Consider the following 18287-nt stretch of genomic DNA (forward strand, 5'->3'; position numbering starts at 1 on the left):
GCGGACAAGTAAGGGGCGCCCGCCCATGCGGGCGCCCCTTACCCAGGTGTCGCCGACCTTGGCGCCGCCTGCCCCACCGACGCCACCACGCTCACTCCCCGAGCCGCTCCCGCGCAGCCCCCAGCAGCCGTACGACCGAGTCGTCGGCCACCTCCGCGACCTCGCCGTAGCCGAACCAGCGGACGTCGAGCGACTCGTCACTCACCGTGTGCAGCGCGTCCGGGGGCGCCAGGACGGCGTACTGGACGTCGTAGTGCCAGTGGCACGGCGCCGGGATCGGATGGCGGTCCAGGCGCAGCGGGCCGCCCGGCAGCAGGCTCAGCCCCTCGACGCCCGACTCCTCGCGCGCCTCCCGCAGGGCCGCCGCCGCGAGGGCGGGGTCGCCCGGCTCGCAGTGGCCGCCCATCTGGAGCCACATGCGCAGCTTCCTGTGCAGGGTGAGCAGCACCCGCCCGCGCGGGGGGTCGATCACCAGCGCGCTCGCCGTGACATGCCCCGCGTGGCAGGACTTCCACAGGCCGTCCGGGTGGGCGGCGAGATGGTCAAGATAGGACTGGCCCAGCGCGCGCTGCTCCTCGTCCCGGCCCTCGGAGCTCTCGTAGCCCTTGAGGACCAGGATCGCGTCGTCGTACAGGCTCACGCGGTGCCGTCGCCCTTTCCGTCGCTCTCGCCGTCGCTGTCGTCGGGCTCGGCATCGCCCTTCTTCAGGTCCGGGGCGCCGGAGGAGCCCGTGGAGCCGCTCGCCGCCTCGCCGAGCATCTTGTCCAGCTCGGAGAAATCGATCTGCTCGCGATGCACGAAGCCGTCCGGGTCGTCCAGGTCGGAGGCGGTCGGCAGCATGTCCGGGTGGCTCCACAGGGCGTCCCGGCCGTCCACCCCGCGCGCGTCCGTCAGGGACGCCCACAGGCGGGAGGCGTCCCGCAGGCGGCGCGGGCGCAGCTCCAGGCCGATCAGCGTGGCGAAGGTCTGCTCGGCCGGGCCGCCCGTGGCCCGGCGGCGGCGCAGGGTCTCGCGCAGCGCGTCGGCGGACGACAGCCGGGGCTTGGCGGCGGCGTGCACCACCGCGTCGACCCAGCCCTCCACCAGCGCCAGAGCCGTCTCCAGCCGGGCCAGGGCCGCCTTCTGCTGCGGGGTGTCCTCCGGCTGGAACATGCCCTGCTGGAGCGCCTGCTGAAGCTCCTCGGGGTTCTGCGGGTCAAACTGGCCGACCACGTCCTCCAGCTTGGCCGTGTCGACCTTGATCCCGCGCGCATAGCCCTCGACCGCGCCGAACAGGTGTGCGCGCAGCCACGGCACATGTACGAAGAGTCGCTGATGCGCCGCCTCGCGCAGGGCGAGATACAGCCGCACCTCGTCCTTGGGCACGCCGAGGTCCTTGCCGAATGCCTCGATGTTCAGCGGCAGCAGCGCGGCCTTGCCGGTGGGGCCCAGCGGGAGGCCGATGTCGGTCGAGCCGACGACCTCGCCCGCGAGGACGCCCACGGCCTGGCCGATCTGCGTACCGAACATGGCGCCGCCCATGGAGCGCATCATGCCGATCAGCGGCCCGGCCATGACCTGCATCTCCTCCGGGAGGATGTCGCCCATGGCGCCGCCCACCCGCTCGGCGACCGGGTCGACCAGCTCCTTCCAGGCGGGCAGTGTGGCCTCGACCCACTCCGCGCGGCTCCACGCCACCGCGGTGTTCGCGCCGGACGGCAGCGAGGTCGCGTCGTCCAGCCACAGGTCGGCCAGCCGGACGGCCTCCTGCACGGCCGTGCGCTCGGCGGGGCCCACGCTCGCGTCCTTCACACCGTCCGCGGTGCCCTGGGACACCGTCTGGCGGGCGATCTGTTTGGCCATGTCCCAGTTCACCGGGCCGCCCTCATAGGAGAGCATCTGGCCCAGCTGCTGGAACGCGGCGCCCAGGTCGGTGGGGTTCAACGACCCGAACATGGCGGCGAGCGGATTGTCCGCACCGGGGCCACCGGCCCCGGTCAGCCCGAAACCGAACGGGTTGCCCGGTCCCTGACCACCACCGCTCTCCTGGTCCTTCTTCTTGCCCTCGTCGCCGTCGTCCGGCTCCTCCGGCGGAAGGCCGAATCCGAATGGGGTGTCACTCACGGGATTCCTCGGCTGGTAAGGCCACCGGTTCTTTCCGGCGGCACGACTGCCCGACAACACCACCCAGCCTAGACACCCCGGGCGGATAGGGCCTCGGTGCTTCGCCCACAGCAGCGCTGCGGCAGGATGGATGCCACCTGGTACGTACGCGTCACGCGCGCTACGTACGTAGACAACCGCTGGAGACGCCCGGTGAGTTCCCCAGATCCGCAGGTTCGCGCACCGCGAAACCACTCAACCTCCTCGCCCGCTCCCTCGACCGGGCCCGTCGTCGCGGTCACCGGCGCGGCGACCGGTGTGGGCGCGATGCTCACCGAGCGGCTCGCCGCGTCCGGCGAGATCAAGCAGGTCATCGCCATCGACGAGCGCCGCGGCGAGTGCGCGGACGCCCGCTGGCACATCCTGGACGTCCGTGATCCGGCCATCGCCGACAAGCTGCGCGGCGCCGACGTGGTGGTCCACCTCGCGCTGGACCTGGACCTGGAGACGGACGCCGCCGCACGGACCGCGTACAACGTACGGGGTACGCAGACCGTACTGACCGCCGCCGCGGCGGCCGGGGTCCACAGGGTCGTGCTCTGCACCTCGGCCATGGTCTATGGAGCCTTGCCCGACAATGAGCTGCCCCTGTCGGAGGACGCGGAGCTGCGGGCCACGGCGGAGGCCACCGGCGTCGGCGACCTCCTGGAGATCGAGCGACTCGCCCGGCGCGCTCCGCGCGCGCATCCCGGCCTCAATGTGACCGTCGTACGGCCCGCCGTGCTGGTCGGAGGCACGGACACCGCGCTGACCAGGTACTTCGAGTCGCCTCGGCTACTGGTGGTGGCGGGGTCGCGGCCCGCGTGGCAGTTCTGCCATGTCGAGGACCTGTGTGGGGCGCTCGAATACGCGGTGCTGGAGAAGGTGGAGGGGGAGCTGGTCGTGGGCTGCGACGGCTGGCTCGAACAGGAGGAAGTCGAGGAGCTGAGCGGAATCCGGCGCATGGAGCTGCCTTCCGCGGTCGCGCTCGGCGCGGCGGCCCGGCTGCACCGGATCGGGCTGACGCCGTCCCCGGCCGGGGACCTCGCCTACACGATGTACCCCTGGGTGGTGAGCGGCAGCCGTCTGCACGACGCCGGATGGCGTCCCCGGTGGACCAACGAGGAGGTCCTCGCCGAACTGCTGGAGGAGGTCGCCGGGCGGCACACGGTGGCCGGACGGCGACTGGGCCGCAAGGACGCGACAGCGGCGGGCGCCGCGGGGGCGACGGTGGCCCTGCTGGGCGCCGCGGCGGTCGTACGGCGGGCGCGCAAGGCCCGGCGGAGGATCTGAGGCGTCCGAGGGCGCATTGCGGCCCGTCCGAGGGGCGCACTGTGCCGCGGAGGGCGGCGGCCGGGGGATCTGGCCGGTGCCGGGCGCTGTCGACGCCGGGGACATGGCTGCCGGCTCCGCCGATGCCGGGGACGCGCCTACCGGGCTTCGCCGACGCCGGGAAGGGGGATGCCAGGCTCCGCCGACCCCGGGAACGTGGACACCCGGCCCCGCCGACGCCGGGAAAGCGAGTGCCGGCGCTGCCGAAGTCGGCACAAGGGTGCCGCGGGAGCCGTCGGCACCAGGAGAGCGCGTACCGGAGGGCTGCCCGCACCGGGAAAGTGGAAACGGTATTTCGAAGTCCGGGAGCGTCGGGCACGATGGGGGACATGGTTGCCACCCATGAACCCGCCGGTCCCGCCGGTCCCCCCGGCCCCGCCGGTCCCCCCGGCCCCGCCGGTCCCCCCGGTTCCTCCCGTCCCGTCGATCAGGCCGCTCGGGCGAACCGCCCGGAGATTCCTGACCACCCGGGCGAGCACGCCGGTGACGAGCCGATCAAGCTGATCGGCATCCGGGAGACCCCGCTCTCCGTCGACGAGGTGTTCGCGGCCGTCGGCGACGCCGCCGCCGGAGGGATCGTCCTGTTCGTGGGCACCGTACGCAATCACGACGGCGGTGCCGATGTCGACGGGCTCGGCTACTCCTGCCATCCGTCCGCCGAGGCCGAGATGCGGCGGATCGCCGAGAAGGTCGCCGCCGAGTACCCGGTACGCGCGCTGGCGGCCGTGCACCGCGTGGGGGATCTGCGGGTCGGTGATCTCGCCGTGGTCGTCGCCGTCGCCTGTCCGCACCGGGGCGAGGCGTTCGACGCCTGCCGGATGCTGATCGACACCCTCAAGCACGAGGTGCCGATCTGGAAGCACCAGTCGTTCTCCGACGGCACCGAGGAATGGGTCGGCGCCTGCTGAGGCCGTCCGGCGCCCCGCTGAGCCACCCCCCTTGCACCCCCTCCGCTTGCGTAACCGCACCCCTGCCGTGAGCGTTGTCAGTGCGGACGGTTAATCTGCTGATCGGTCAGTTTCAGTCGGTTGCGGACGTTCCGTCGGTTGCGGACTCGTCTGGGGTTGGGAGGTCGGCATGGCGGCGCTCGCCTGGTTGCTGATTCCGCTGGTGGCCGCGGTCGCCGCCGGGCTGTGGGGAAGCTGGGCCAACCGCACCCGCAAGGCCCGCAGCGACGGCCCCGAGCTGGACGGATACGCGAGATTCCGCGCGGCGATGGAGAAGTCCACGACTCCGGCCACGACCACCGTCACGACCCCGGCCACCGTCCCGGCGAACACCCGCGCGGACATCCCCGCGGACACCCCGGCCGAGACCCCCGTACCGGAGGACTCCCGTTCCGCTTCCTGAGCGGGCCGTGCACCCGTGCCCCGACCGGACGCCCTGACGGTGCGCTGACAGAAGCGTCCCGTACTGTCTGACCATGCCACGCCGTACCGTGACGATGCTCGCGTCCACCCTGATGCTGATCGCGCTGCTGTGCGCCGGGGTGCTCATCAAGGTGCCGTACTCGGAGATGTCCCCGGGCCCGACGGTGAACACGCTGGGGGACCACGACGGGGAGCCGGTGCTCCAGATCTCCGGGCGCAAGACGTACCCCACGGACGGCCATCTCAACATGACGACGGTCCGGGTCACCAGCGCCGACTACCGGATGAACCTCGTCGAGGCGGTCTACGGCTGGCTCGCCCACGACAACAAGGTCGTGCCCCACGACACGCTCTACCCGGACGGGCAGACCGAGGAGCAGTCGACGCAGGAGAACGCCGAGGAGTTCAGCCAGTCCCAGGAGAGCGCCAAGGTCGCCGCCCTGGAGGCGCTGGACGTCCCGGTGCAGTCCTGGGTGATCGTCTCCACCGTGGTCAAGGACTCCCCGGCCGAGGGTGTGCTGCACGCGGGCGATGTGATCAAGGCCGTGGACGGTACGGAGGTCAAGGTTCCGGCCGATGTCGCCGAGCTGGTGACCCGGCACGAGCCGGGCGAGGACGTGGTCTTCACCATCGTCCCCGCTAGTGAGCAGGCCGCCGCCGAGAAGGAGAAGCGGCAGCCGGAGAAGACCGAGAAGATCACCGTCAAGACGGCCGCCTCGGACGACACCGGCGAGAAGCGCGCCATCGTCGGCATCTCCGCCGGGACCGACCACACGTTCCCGTTCACCATCGACATCAAGCTTGCCGACGTGGGCGGGCCGAGCGCCGGACTCATGTTCGCGCTCGGCATCTACGACAAGTTGACCCCGGGCAGCCTCACCGGTGGCTCGTTCGTCGCCGGGACCGGGACGATCGACGACGAGGGCAAGGTCGGTCCGATCGGCGGCGTCGAGATGAAGACGGTCGGGGCCCGGGACAAGGGCGCGCGGTACTTCCTGACGCCCGCCGACAACTGCGAGGCCGCCGCCAAGGACACGCCCGACGGGCTGACGCTGGTCAAGGTGGCCACCATCGACGACGCGCTGAACGCCCTCAAGGACATCCGCGACGGCGACACCGCCGCGCTGTCCACCTGCTCGGCGAAGGGCTGACCGGGAGGGCCGGGGCTCGGGCCGACCGGGCTCCACGCGGACCGGGTCCCGCGCGGACCGAGTCCCGCGCCGACCGGGCTCCGCGCGGACCGGGTCCCGCGCGGACCAGGCCCCGCACCGACCGGACTCCAGGCCGACCGGACTCCACTTGGACCGGGCCCCGCGCGGAACCGGACAGCCGGGGACCGGGTCCCGCGCCGACCGGACTCCAGGCCGACCGGACTCCACATGGACCGGGCCCCGCGCGGAACCCGACAGCCGCCCCGCCGCCGCACGGCTCCCGGCCCAGCAGTCCCGCCGCCTCACCGCCCCCGACCGGCAGCCCCGCCCGACCCCATTCCGCCCGCTACAACCCGCTACGGCCCGCTACGCCCCCTCCTGACCCTTCCCACCCCTTCCCACCCCTCCCGGCCCCTCCCGGCCCGTTCAGTCCGCGAACGTCGCCGCCAGCGCCTCCGCCAGCCCCGGCACCAGCTCCGAGCCCGTGACAACCTCCGTAGGCGTGTCCTTGGCGCGCAGCCGCAGCGCCGACTCCCGGCCCCCGTCACGCAGCACCGCGACCGTCATCCGGACCTCCTGGCGGCCGGGGTGCGCGGCCACCCACTGGGCCAGCGCGGCCTCGTCCAGATCCTGCGGGACCTGGGCCTCGGCGGACGGCGGCAGCATCAGCCGCTCCACGCTCAGCGCGCATCCGGCGACCGCGTCCGGCCAGGCGATGGTGGCGAGGAACTCGTCGAGCGGCTTGTCCGTTGCCAGTTCGTCCTGCTCGATCGGTGTGAGGCCGACGGCTTCCTGCTCCTCACCGAGACCGAGCTGGGTGGCGAGGGAGGGTTCCTGAGCCCGGAGCCGGGCGGTGTCGACGAGGGCGAAGAGACGGGCGGGCTGGTCCCAGCCGAGACCGGAGACGTACTCGTCGATCTCCAGGACGGCCCGGGTGAGCGGGCTCGCCGCCATGGGGGTGTTGGACATGGTCACAATCCTGCCTCGTTCTTCCCCGAAATCGGGAACCGAGTAAAGCGTGAGTAAGTTGCATAGGTGAGGGCCTACGATCACGGGGCCCTTACAGACGGCCCGAAAACGGGACGGGTCGGACAGATCAACAGCTAACTTCGAGGTGCAGACCTTGGCATTCCAGATGCCGGACCGCGGCGGAGGCCCGACGGGGCCACGGATCAGAGTGGGCCGACCGTCCCGGCGGGTCCGGACCCTGCTCATGACGCTGGGCGTCCTCGCCGTCCTCGGCATGGCGTTCACCATGTTCGCGGGGTTCTGGACGGACTGGCTCTGGTACCGGTCGGTCAATTATTCGTCGGTCTTCACCACCACCCTGTGGACCAAGATCGGCCTCTTCTTCGTCTTCGGCCTGCTCATGGCCCTGGCGGTGGGCTTCAACATCTGGCTGGCCCACCGGCTGCGCCCGCCGCTGAGCGCGATGTCGATGGAGCAGCAGAACCTCGACCGGTACCGGATGGGGATCGCGCCCTACAAGAAGTGGCTGCTGCTCGGGATCACCGCGCTGGTCGGCCTGATCGCCGGTGCCTCCGCCTCCGGGCAGTGGCGCACCTGGCTGATGTGGGTCAACGGCGTGCCCTTCGGCCAGAAGGACCCGCAGTTCAACCTGGACGTGTCGTTCTACGCGTTCGACCTGCCCTGGTACCGCTTCCTGCTGGGCTTCGGCTTCGCGGCCACGATCCTGTCCGTGATCGCCGCCGCCCTGACCCACTACCTCTACGGCGGTCTGCGGGTCACCAGCCCGGGTGCGCGGGCCACGTCCGCGGCCACCGGCCACCTGTCGGTGCTGATCGGACTGTTCGTCTCCCTGAAGGCCGTGGCGTACTGGCTCGACCGGTACGGCCTGGCGGTGAAGTCCAGCGACTTCAAGGCCACGGACAGCTGGACCGGTCTGCGGTACGTGGACGCCAACGCGTATCTGCCGGCCAAGACGATCCTGTTCTGTATCGCGATCATCTGTGCCCTGCTGTTCTTCGCCACTCTGTGGCGGCGGACCTGGCAGCTGCCGGTGATCGGCTTCGGGCTGCTGGTGCTCTCGGCGATCCTGATCGGCGGGCTCTACCCGGCGATCGTGCAGAAGTTCCAGGTCCAGCCCAATGAGCAGGCCAAGGAAGCCCCGTATGTCGCCAAGAACCTGGAGGCGACCCGTGACGCGTACGACATCGCGGACGCCCAGGTCACCGACTACGACGGCAAGAGCGACACCGAGGATCTGGCCGCGCTGCGGGACGAGGTCGACCAGACCGCCAGCATCCGCATCATGGACCCGAACATCGTCTCGCCGACCTTCCAGCAGCTCCAGCAGATGCGGAAGTACTACGCGTTCCCGACCAACCTGGACGTGGACCGCTACAGCGCGAACGGCCAGGACCAGGACACGGTCATCGGTCTGCGCGAGCTGAACCTCGCGGGCGTGGACAAGCAGAACTGGATCAACACCCACTTCCGCTACACCCACGGCTATGGCGTGGTCGCCGCCGAGGGCACCACGGCGGACTCCGAGGGCCGTCCGGTCTTCACCGAGTCCGATCTGCCGTCGAAGGGCAAGCTGGGCGAGTACGAGCAGCGGATCTACTACGGCGAGAAGACCACCGAGTACTCGATCGTCGGCGGTCCCCAGAAGGAGATCGACTACTCCGACGACAGTGGTGAGAAGACCTACACCTACCAGGGTGACAGCGGGGTCGATCTCTCCAACCCGATCAACCGGGCCGCCTACGCGGTGTCGTTCAGCGAGCCGCAGATCCTGTACTCGGGAGCGATCGGCGAGGGCTCGCGCATTCTGTACGAGCGCACGCCCAAGGACCGGGTCGAGGCCGTCGCGCCCTGGCTGACCATCGACGGCGACGCCTACCCGGCGGTCGTGAACGGGCGCATCCAGTGGATCGTCGACGCGTACACGACCACCAACGGCTACCCGTACGCCTCGCGCACCACGCTCGGGGACACCACGGCGGACTCGCTGACCGCGACGAACAACTCCCGCGCGGTGGTGGCCCAGCAGAACCAGGTCAACTACATCCGCAACTCGGTGAAGGCCACCGTCGACGCGTACACCGGCGAGGTCAAGCTCTACCAGTGGGACACCCAGGACCCGGTCCTCAAGACCTGGATGAAGGCGTTCCCCGGCACGGTCGAGCCGCGCACCGAGATCAGCAAGGACCTGATGGACCACCTGCGCTACCCGCAGGACCTGTTCAAGGTGCAGCGCGAGCTGCTGACCCGCTACCACGTCAAGGACGCGGACACCTTCCTCAGCGGCAGCGAGGTGTGGCAGGTGCCGGACGACCCGACCAACAAGTCGGGCAACGCGGTGCCGCCGTACTACCTCAGCATGAGGATGCCGGACCAGCAGCAGCAGGCGTTCTCGCTGACGACGACGTTCACGCCCAACGGGCGGGACAACCTGAGCGCGTTCATGGCGGTCGACGCGGAAGCCGGTACGGACGACTACGGCAAGATCAGAATCCTGAAACTGCCGACCAGTACCACCGTCGACGGACCTAAACAGGTCCAGAGCCAGTTCAACTCCGAACAGGACATCGCCGAGTCGATCAGGCTCCTCAGAGGCGGCGACTCGGAGGTGGAGTACGGCAACCTGCTGACCGTGCCCCTGAACGGCGGCCTGCTGTACGTGGAGCCGGTGTATGTCCGCGGTGGCGGGCTGAAGTACCCGCTGCTGCGCAAGGTGCTGGTCTCCTACGGCGGCAACACGGCGTTCGAGGACACCCTCGACGAGGCGCTGAACAAGATCTTCGGCGCCGAGGGGACGGCTCCCCAGCCGCCACCGGACGACGGCGGCACCGAGCCGCCACCGCCGACGTCCGACAACCCGACGGTGCAACAGGCGCTGGACGACGCCCAGAAGGCGTTCGACGAGGGCCAGGAAGCCCTCAAGAACGGTGACTGGGAGGCGTACGGCCGGGCGCAGAAGGAGCTGGAGGAGGCGCTCCAGCGGGCCGAGGACGCGCAGACCCAGCCGAGCGGTTCCGGCGGCGGGAACAGCGCGAGCCCGAGCCCCAGTCCGTCGGGCAGCCCCGGTGCCCGTCCCTCGGGCAGTCCGTCCGCCAGCCCGTCGGGCAGTCCTGACCCCGGCTGACGGGCTTGATCGAAAGGCTCCTCCCGCGCCGTGGTACGGTTGCCGCACAACGGCGCGGGGTGGAGCAGCTCGGTAGCTCGCTGGGCTCATAACCCAGAGGTCGCAGGTTCAAATCCTGTCCCCGCTACTGAAGTCGACGCCTTGGGCGTGTGACGGCGAAGGCCCGAATCCTTATCGGATTCGGGCCTTCGTGCTGTGCGGACGCGGTATCGGCGCGCATGTCGGCGCAGGTACCGGGACACGCGTCGCCGTGCCGCCGTGGAGAGTTGGGGCAGCTGTGTTTGACTTGTCTCTCTGTGGGCATGTCGACAAAACGCTGAAGTGACCTCACTGGCTGCGGTATACCAGGTGTACCCAGGTTGTTGGTGGTGCGACGATGGACGTTATGGGGGACAAGGCAACTCTGTTGGATACAGGGCGTTTTGTGCAGCCTTCCCATCGGGAAGTGATCGGTTCCGATCAGGACAAGATCGGGGCCGACCGGGACGATACGGGACAGGCTGCTGAAGAGGCACGCACCCGAGCCGCCGCCGACGCCGGTGAGGTCGAGGCGATGAGCGTCCTCGGAGCCATGCTGCTGCGCCGCGGCGACCTCGACGGAGCCGAACCCCAACTGCGGGCCGCCACCGCCGCCGGTGACCGTGCCGCCGCCAACAACCTCGGCGTTCTGCTGCACCAGCGGGGCTATGCCGACGAGGCCGCGGGCTGGTGGCGGATCGCCGCCGTCGCCGGGTCCGCTGCCGCCGCGCACGCGCTCGGCCGCCACCACCGCGAGCGCGGCGACGAACCCGCCGCCGAGTACTGGCAGCGCCAGTCCGCCGAGCAGGGTCATGTGCTCGGCGCCTACGCCCTCGCCGACCTCCTGGAGCACCGCGGCGACCCCACCGCCGAGCAGTGGATGCGGGCCGCCGCCGAACGCGGCCACCGGGAGGCCGCGTACCGGCTCGCCCGCGAGCTGGACCGGCAGGCGCTCAAGGAGCAGGACCGGCAGCCGGGCGCAGCCGGCTCCGGGGTCCGGGCCGAGGACGGCTCCGCGCGGGCCCGGGTCGCCGGGGACGGCTCCGCGCGGGCACAGCTCCGCGAGGACGGCTCCGCGCGGAGCCGCGCCGCCGAGGCCGAGCAGTGGTACCGGCAGGCCGCCGCGCGCGGTCACCGCCGGGCCGCGCTCCAGCTCGGCGCGATCCTGGAGAAGCGCGGCGAGCTGAAGGAGGCCGGGCGCTGGTACCTGACGTCCGCCAAGGACGGCGAGGCGCGGGCCGCCTGCGCGCTGGGCTTCCTGCTGCGCGACGCCGGGGACAGTGAGAACGCGGCCGTGTGGTGGCTCCGGGCCGCCCAGGACGGCGACGGCAACGCCGCCAACGCGCTCGGCGCGCTGCACGCCGAGCGCGGCGAGACCCAGACCGCCGAGCGCTGGTACCGGGCCGCGATGGACGCCGGGGACATCAACGGCGGCTACAACCTCGCCCTGCTCTGCGCCGAGCAGGGCCGCACCGCCCAGGCCGAGCAGTGGTACCGGCGCGCGGCCTACGACGGACACCGCGAGGCCGCCAACGCGCTCGCCATCCTGCTGCTCCAGGGCGGCGACGCGACCGGCGCCGAGCCGTGGTTCTCCAAGGCGGCCGAGGCGGGCAGCGTCGACGCCGCGTTCAATCTCGGCATCCTCTACGCGGGCCGGGGCGCCGACGCCGACGCGCTGCGCTGGTACGAGCGGGCGGCGTCCGCAGGGCACACCGACGCCGCGCTCCAGGTCGGCATCGCCCGGCTGCGCGAGGGCGACGAGCGCGCCGCCGAGCGGCATCTGCGGTGCGCCGCGGGCGGGGGCAGCGCGGAGGGGGCGTACCGGCTCGCCGCCGTGCTCGACGCCCGGCGTCCGCCGGTCTCGCCGCACGGACTGGGCGAGCCCGCGCACGGCAAGACCGAGTGCGAGGAGTGGTACGAGCGGGCCGCGTCCCAGGGGCACCGGCGCGCCCAGGTGCGGGTCGGGATGCTCGCCGCCGGGCGGGGTGATGTCGTCGAGGCGGCTCGCTGGTACCGGGCCGCCGCGGAGGCGGGGTCCCGGAACGGGGCGTTCAACCTCGGTCTGCTGCTGGCGCGGGAGGGCAGTGAGCCTGAGGCGGCGGTGTGGTGGACGCGTGCGGCTGATGCGGGCCACGGGCGGGCCGCGCTTCGGCTCGCTCTTGTGTACGCCCGTCGTGGGGAGCTGCGGGAGGGGCAGCACTGGGCGGATCGGGCGGTGACGCTGGGGCCGGGGGAGGTCGCTGAGCGGGCTACTCGGCTCAGGGACGCCCTGCGGGAGGAATTGTCGGCGTGATGTGTACGGGGTTCGGCGGCGCGGGGGCGGTTGAGTCCCGGGTGCGGGTCGTATGTGGCCGGTCGCGCAGTTCCTCCCCCAGAGGGGGTACCCCCAGCGCCCCTTTACGGCGTGACAGGTGCTGTCTCTCCTTGGGCAATGAGGCGCCGGGGTCTCCATGAGCCCGGTATGGAGACCCCGGCGCTGGGACCGGTCGGTGGCGGAGCCGACCGGTCGGCTAGGAGGGGACGGTCATCGCGGGGCGTCCCGCTCGGCCGGGCGGATCGCGCGCCGGCGCGGAATCGGCGGCGGCAGCGGAGGCTGGCCCGGTTCGACCGTCGTATGCAGTTCGGGGTGGCGGGCGATGAGTTCGGGGTCGTCCTGGCACGCCATCAGAAAGCGGTGCAGGGACTGGAGAAGAAGGAACAAGGTGTCGTCCTCGTCAGCCGTCAGGTCCAGCAGATGAGGCAGCCTCATCGCCGGGTCCCCTCGCCGTACTGTTGGGCGGCCCAGTCGTCCTCCGGGCCCCAGTACCCCGTCCCCTGACCCGGCTGGACGTACGGCCCGTACGGGTCGGGCGCCGGAGCCGGGGGCGCCGGGTGGTGGGTGTGGGGGTGGGGCTGATGGGCCTGGCCGGGATGGGTCTGCGCGGGGTGCGTCGGGTGGGCGGTGTGATGCCCTGGATGCCCGGTCCCGTGCACATGTCCCGGATGCGTCGGCGCCGCATGGACCGGATGGACCGGATGGACCGGGTGGACCTGATGGGCTGGGTGGACCGGCTGTGCCTGCGGGTACGGCGGCGGATACGGCGGCTGGTACGACCGCGGCGGCGGAACCGCCTGGCCCGCCTGTCCCGGCTGGCCCTGCGCGTAGCCCTGGCCCATCGGATGCGGATGACCGTCGGCCGTAGGAGCCGTCGCGTACGGATGGACCAGGTTCTCGCCCTCCGTGCCGGGCCGGACCGTCGCCGTCTCCAGCGTGTCCGCCACCGCCTCGGCCGCGACGGGCCCGCGCTCCGCCTCCCCGCTCTCCTTCGCGTCCTTGCCGCCGCTCCCGCCGCTTCCGTCGTGCGGCAGCCGGACGTCCACATGCAGCGCGCCCGACTTGCGGCGCTGTTCCGCCCACTCCTCTATCTGGCTGCGGCAGGCGAGGTCCAGGTGGGAGAGACCGGAGGCGTCCACATGGACCCGGGGCTTGTCGGCGATGGACTCCAGCGCCTCGATCAGCTTCGGCAGCCGCAGGAACGTGGCGTTGCCCTTCAGCTCCAGGCGTCCGGTGTCGTCGGTCGTCGTCCGCTTGATGGTCATCCGGGACATCCGCAGCGCCACGAGCACGATCGCCACGGCCAGCCCGGCGAGCACACCTTCCAGCAGATTCGCCACGACGATCGCGCCGGTGGTGATCAGCATCACGATGCCCTCACCCCGGTCGGTCTGCCACATCTGCTTGAACGCCGGGGGGTTGAAGAGCTTCCAGCCCGCGTGCAGCAGCACCCCGGCCAGCACCGACACCGGGATCAGACCCAGCAGGCCCGGCAGCAGCAGACCGAAGCCCAGCAGCCAGGCACCGTGCAGGATGCGGGAGATCTTGGTCTTGGCGCCGGCCTGGACATTGGCCGCGCTGCGCACGATCACCGCGGTCAGCGGCAGCGCGCCGAGCAGCCCGGCGATCGTGTTGCCGACGCCCTGGGAGAACAGCTCGGCGTTGTACTTGGTCCGGGCGCCGGTGTGCATCCGGTCCACGGCCGCCGCGCTGAACAGGCTCTCGGCGGAGGCGATCACGGTGAAGGTGACGATCATCGTGAGCAGCGCCGGGTCCAGCAGATGGCTCAGCGCGGACGGGGTGACGAAGGTGACCGCGTCCAGCATGTTGCCGAACGACACCTTCTTCACCTCGAAGCCCGGCATCGCCCCGATCACGCAGCCCAGCACCACCGCGATCAGCGGCGCCGGTACCTTGCTCAGCGGCGCCGGGACCTTCTTCCAGACGAAGCACAGCACCAGCGCCATCAGCCCGAGCACCAGCGCCGCCGCCTTGTGCGCGTCCCCGGCGACCGCGGCGGCCAGGTCGGGCAGCCCGGCGATGTTCTTGAGGGCCGTACCCAGTTGCTTGGAGTCGACCATGGCGTAGGTCTGGCTGAGGATCAGCGGGACGCCGATGCCGGCCAGCATGCCCTGCACCACGGAGAGGGAGATGGACTGGAAGATCCGGCCCGCGCGCAGCGCGCCCAGCGCCATCTGGAGCAGCCCGCTGACCAGCACCACCGGGCCCAGCAGGCCGACGCCGTGCTCGGTGACGAACTCCAGCACCAGCACGGCGAGTCCGGCGGCCGGGCCGCTCACCTGGAGCGAGGAGCCGGGCAGGAAGCCCACCACGAGACCGCCGATGATGCCGGAGATGATGCCCAGCGCGACCGGCACTCCGGAGGCCGCGGCGACTCCGATGCACAGCGGGAGGGCGACGAGGAAGACGACGACGGAGGCGACGAGGTCGGTACCGAAGGAGGCGCTCGTGGGCTTGCCGGGGGCGGCGGTGGAGGTACCGCCGCTCCGGGGCCCCGCGCTCCGCCGCGCGTGCCGTCCGGAACTACCGGGACGTACTCGGTCGTTTGACACAGTGTTCGATCCTTTCGCCGCGTCCGGCACCGCACGGTTGAGATCCGGCGAAGGGGCCGGGGGCTGTGCGAGGGGTGCCCGGGGCCGCCCCGACCGGTCAGGACCGGGGCGGGGCGCTCGGGCGGGCGGGCCGGACGCGTCTGTGGGGGGCATGGAGGGGGGGAGGCCGGACGCGAGGGGTGCGACCGGCCGGTGCTGTCGCTTTCCACACCGGGCTGGGCGCCCGATCAGTGGAGGTGGAACTCGCCGTCGCCTTCGTCGAGTTCGAGCACCTCGGCGGTGTCGACGCGGTAGTACCAGCCGTGCAGCCGCAGCCGTCCGGCCGCCGCCGCGGAGGCCACCTCGGGGTAGCCGCGCAGGGTGTCGAGCTGGGCGGCGACATGCCGCTGGACGAACGCGGCCATGGCCGGGTCCTGCGGCGGGGCGCCGAGCAGCGGGCTGAGGCCGGGCCGGGCGAAGGAGACCCAGCGGTCCACGCTGGGCAGCGCGGCGAGATCCTGGCCGCTGGCCACCGCCCCGATCGCCCCGCAGTGCGAGTGCCCGCAGACGACGACGTCCTTGACCTGGAGTACATCCACCGCGTACTGGAGGGTGGCGGCCTCGCCGGAGAAGCGGTCCGGGTCGTAGGGCGGGACGATGTTCCCGGCGTTGCGCAGCTCGAAGACCTCACCGGGGCCCGTGCGCAGGATCAGCGCGGGCACCACCCGGGAGTCGGAGCAGGTGATGAACAGGGTGCTGGGGCTCTGCCCGGCCGCGAACCGGCGGAACATGTCCCGCTGCGGGGCGACGCGGTCGTGGAAGGTCCGTGCGTTGTCGAGCAGTTTCTTCATGAGTGTGCTCCAGGCCGGATCTGTCGGATCCGTCGGATCTCTCGGATCTCTCGGATCTGTGGATCGACGGCCGCGGGCTGACACCACCGGGGCCGCCGGTGAGGAGGAGACACCTGGGGTCGGTGTCCTGGCCCGGAAGCATGCGGGTGTGCGATGAGCCGGCTGTGAGATCACGGTGAGAGAGTTCTCACCGGCCCAGCAACGTTGTCAGCGACGGCCGACGGCTCGGTACGGCAACGTTGTCGCACCCGGCGCGAGCCACACCCCGAGGTGGCTCCACCGGCGGCCCGCCGCCGTCGTCGCAGCTCAGGGCGTTACGCCCGCAGCCGGTACCCGACCCCCCGTACGGTCTCCACCCGGTCGGGTCCCAGCTTGCGCCGCACATAGCGGACGTAGACATCGACGATGTTCGAGCCGGGGTCGTAGTCGAACCCCCAGACCCGGCTGAGGAGTTGCTCTCGGGTCAGTACCTGGTCCGGGTTGCGCAGGAAGACCTCGGCGAGGGCGAACTCCCGGGCGGACAGCTCGGCCACCCGTCCGTCGACATGGACCCGCCGGGTGCGCAGGTCCAGCACCAGGTCCCCGGCGCGCAGCAGCGAGGACTCCGGGCCGCCCTCGGCGCGCAGCCGCAGCCGGACCCGGGCGAGGAGTTCCTCGAAGGCGAACGGTTTGGAGATGTAGTCGTCCGCGCCGCCCTCAAGGCCGGCCACGACGTCCGAGACGCCGTCCCGGGCGGTGAGGATCACCACCGGCAGGGTCACCCGCATCTCGCGCAGTTTGCGCAGCACGGTCAGTCCGTCGACGGAGGGCAGCCCGAGGTCCAGGATCATCAGATCGCAGTCGCCGGAGCGGGCGTGCTCGTAGGCCGACAGACCGTCACCGACCACGGAGGTGAGGAAGCCATGTCCGCGTAAGCCCCTTTCTACGAAGGAGGCGATTCCCGCCTCGTCCTCCGCTATGAGAATCCGGTGCATGGGGTCCTTCCTGACCGGGGTGGTACGCCGGAAGTTGGAGTACGAAGCGGGCGCCGCCGGTCGTCGCGTCCTCCACCCACGCGACCCCGCCGTGCGCCTCGGTGATCTCGCGGACGATCGCCAGGCCGAGACCGATCCCGCCGCCCGCGCCGCCGCGGCCGGACTGACCGCCCGCCTGACTTGTCTGACCGGTGTCGGCGGCCCCTCGCCCGGCCTGCGCGAACCGGCCGAAGATCCGCTCCCGGTCCATCGGGCCGACCCCGGGACCGGTGTCCCGCACCCACAGCAGCACCTTGTCCCCCCGGATCGCCGACCCCATCTCGATGAGATCGCCGTCCAGGGTGTGCCGTACGGCGTTGGCGGCGAGCTGGATCAGGCCCTGGGTGAGCCGCTGGCCGTCGACCAGCACGGTGGCCTCGGAGACCGCCGCCACCCGCCAGTAGCGGTCGCCGAGCGCACGTGCCTTGGCGACGACGTCCACGATCAGATCGGTGAGGTTGGTCTCACCGATGTTCAGGAAGTCGGGCCGTTCGGCCTTGGCGAGCAGCAGCAGGTCGTCCACGATCCGGCTCATCCGGTCGAGTTCGTCCAGCACCAGGGAGCGGGTCGCCGCGCGCTCCGCGACCGCCACGTCCCAGCCGCCGCGCGGCGGCCCGCCCGGGTCGAGCAGCTCCAGATGACCGCGGACGACGGTGATGGGGGTGCGGAGTTCATGGCCGACCTCGTCCAGGAAGCGCCGCTGGGTGGTGAAGGCGCTCTCCAGCCGGTCCAGCATCCGGTTGAAGGTGTGGGCGAGCGCGGCCACGTCGTCGTCGCCGCGTACATCGAGGCGCTGGGTGAGATCGGACTCGCTGATCCGGGCGGCGGTGTGCCGCACCAGCCGGACCGGGGCGAGGATGCGCCCGGCCACCAGCCAGCTCGCGCCGCCCGCCAGCACCAGCGCGCCGAACCCGGTGCCTAGCAGCATCTTGGCGACCCCCCGCTCCTCCGACAGCTGACGGTCCCGGAACTCCAGGATCACCAGCCGTACGTCATGCGGATCACCGGCGACCCGGACCGGCATGACCCCGTAGCGGACCCGGCCCACCGAGGAGTCGGTGAGCCAGCCGACCTGGGCGCGGTCGGCGGGCAGCGCGGACAGCAGGGCCACCACCTCGGGGTCGAGGTCGAGCCGGGCCGGGGCGGCGGCCGAACTGCGGCGGTCGGCCTGGCCGTCGACGATGCTGAAGAACGTCTCCTCGCGGTTGGGCAGGTTGATGGTCATGAAGGCGGTCAGCAGCGACGCCCCGTCCGGATAGCGCGGACCGGTGCCGGGCTGCTCGCTGCTGACCGCGAACTGGCGCAGCTTCTCGGCCTCGCGCAGCAGTTGGGCATCGATCTGGTCGTCGAGCTGGGCCTGCCACACCACGGTGATGCCGACCGTGGGCAGGGCGAGGGCCGCTCCCACGAGGAGCAGCATCCATCCGACGATCTTCGACCGCGCGCTGGCGGTG

The 18287-nt window shown here is 71.6% G+C and carries 14 protein-coding genes and 1 tRNA gene; 7 read left to right on the plus strand and 8 right to left on the minus strand.

All coding sequences use genetic code 11. The features are described 5' to 3' along the window. Positions 1–91 precede the first annotated feature (91 nt). On the minus strand, positions 92–640 hold the full coding sequence (locus AB0D49_RS13990; protein ID WP_362756043.1) for an NUDIX domain-containing protein: 549 nt from the start codon (positions 638–640) through the stop codon (positions 92–94). Beyond that, a complete protein-coding gene (locus AB0D49_RS13995; RefSeq protein ID WP_362756046.1) occupies positions 637–2103 on the minus strand; it encodes a zinc-dependent metalloprotease in 1467 nt (488 codons plus the stop codon). Before AB0D49_RS13995 ends, AB0D49_RS13990 begins: the two co-directional genes overlap by 4 nt. Before the next feature lie 192 nt (positions 2104–2295). On the opposite strand from AB0D49_RS13995, the gene AB0D49_RS14000 reads away from it, so the two are divergent. The 4 genes from AB0D49_RS14000 (at position 2296) to AB0D49_RS14015 (ending at position 5974) form a co-directional block, all read left to right on the plus strand. Next, entirely contained in the window at positions 2296–3414 is a 1119-nt protein-coding gene (locus AB0D49_RS14000; protein WP_362756049.1) for an SDR family oxidoreductase, read from the plus strand. Between the two features lie 494 nt (positions 3415–3908). After that, positions 3909–4361 (plus strand): molybdenum cofactor biosynthesis protein MoaE, encoded by a 453-nt coding sequence (locus AB0D49_RS14005; protein ID WP_362756883.1) that lies wholly within the window; start codon positions 3909–3911, stop codon positions 4359–4361. A 169-nt stretch (positions 4362–4530) separates the two neighbouring features. Further along, positions 4531–4803, plus strand: a complete 273-nt coding sequence (locus tag AB0D49_RS14010; protein WP_362756944.1) for a hypothetical protein — start codon at positions 4531–4533, stop codon at positions 4801–4803. Between the two features lie 73 nt (positions 4804–4876). Further along, positions 4877–5974 carry a PDZ domain-containing protein gene (locus AB0D49_RS14015; RefSeq protein WP_362756052.1) on the plus strand — a complete coding sequence of 366 codons (1098 nt, stop codon included), beginning with the start codon at positions 4877–4879 and terminating at the stop codon, positions 5972–5974. 426 nt (positions 5975–6400) lie between these two features. Here AB0D49_RS14015 and AB0D49_RS14020 read toward each other — a convergent pair whose 3' ends face one another. Then, positions 6401–6943, minus strand: a complete 543-nt coding sequence (locus tag AB0D49_RS14020; protein ID WP_362756055.1) for a PPA1309 family protein — start codon at positions 6941–6943, stop codon at positions 6401–6403. 166 nt (positions 6944–7109) lie between these two features. On the opposite strand from AB0D49_RS14020, the gene AB0D49_RS14025 reads away from it, so the two are divergent. The 3 genes from AB0D49_RS14025 (at position 7110) to AB0D49_RS14035 (ending at position 12396) form a co-directional block, all read left to right on the plus strand. After that, positions 7110–10085, plus strand: a complete 2976-nt coding sequence (locus tag AB0D49_RS14025) for a UPF0182 family protein (protein ID WP_362756886.1) — start codon at positions 7110–7112, stop codon at positions 10083–10085. Positions 10086–10138: 53 nt separating this feature from the next. After that, positions 10139–10212 (plus strand) — tRNA-Met (locus AB0D49_RS14030). 249 nt (positions 10213–10461) lie between these two features. Then, positions 10462–12396, plus strand: a complete 1935-nt coding sequence (locus tag AB0D49_RS14035; protein WP_362756058.1) for a sel1 repeat family protein — start codon at positions 10462–10464, stop codon at positions 12394–12396. 231 nt (positions 12397–12627) lie between these two features. Here the strand turns inward: AB0D49_RS14035 and AB0D49_RS14040 are convergent, their stop codons facing one another. From AB0D49_RS14040 to AB0D49_RS14060, 5 genes are all read right to left on the minus strand, one after another. Continuing rightward, positions 12628–12852: a hypothetical protein gene (locus AB0D49_RS14040; RefSeq protein ID WP_362756060.1), complete on the minus strand. Its 225-nt coding sequence runs from the start codon at positions 12850–12852 to the stop codon at positions 12628–12630. Continuing rightward, the gene (locus AB0D49_RS14045) at positions 12849–14990 is read right to left on the minus strand and encodes a SulP family inorganic anion transporter (RefSeq protein WP_362756062.1); all 2142 of its coding nucleotides are present in this window, start codon (positions 14988–14990) and stop codon (positions 12849–12851) included. Before AB0D49_RS14045 ends, AB0D49_RS14040 begins: the two co-directional genes overlap by 4 nt. A 227-nt stretch (positions 14991–15217) precedes the next feature. Further along, positions 15218–15820, minus strand: a complete 603-nt coding sequence (locus AB0D49_RS14050) for a carbonic anhydrase (protein ID WP_362756064.1) — start codon at positions 15818–15820, stop codon at positions 15218–15220. 314 nt (positions 15821–16134) lie between these two features. Continuing rightward, positions 16135–16794: a response regulator transcription factor gene (locus tag AB0D49_RS14055; RefSeq protein WP_362756067.1), complete on the minus strand. Its 660-nt coding sequence runs from the start codon at positions 16792–16794 to the stop codon at positions 16135–16137. Then, complete coding sequence (locus AB0D49_RS14060; protein ID WP_362756070.1) at positions 16697–18253, minus strand: HAMP domain-containing sensor histidine kinase; 1557 nt, start codon at positions 18251–18253, stop codon at positions 16697–16699. The genes AB0D49_RS14055 and AB0D49_RS14060 overlap by 98 nt, the downstream gene beginning before the upstream one ends. Positions 18254–18287 lie beyond the last annotated feature (34 nt).

Source organism: Streptomyces sp. NPDC048290 (genome assembly GCF_040652095.1).
Taxonomy (GTDB): domain Bacteria; phylum Actinomycetota; class Actinomycetes; order Streptomycetales; family Streptomycetaceae; genus Streptomyces.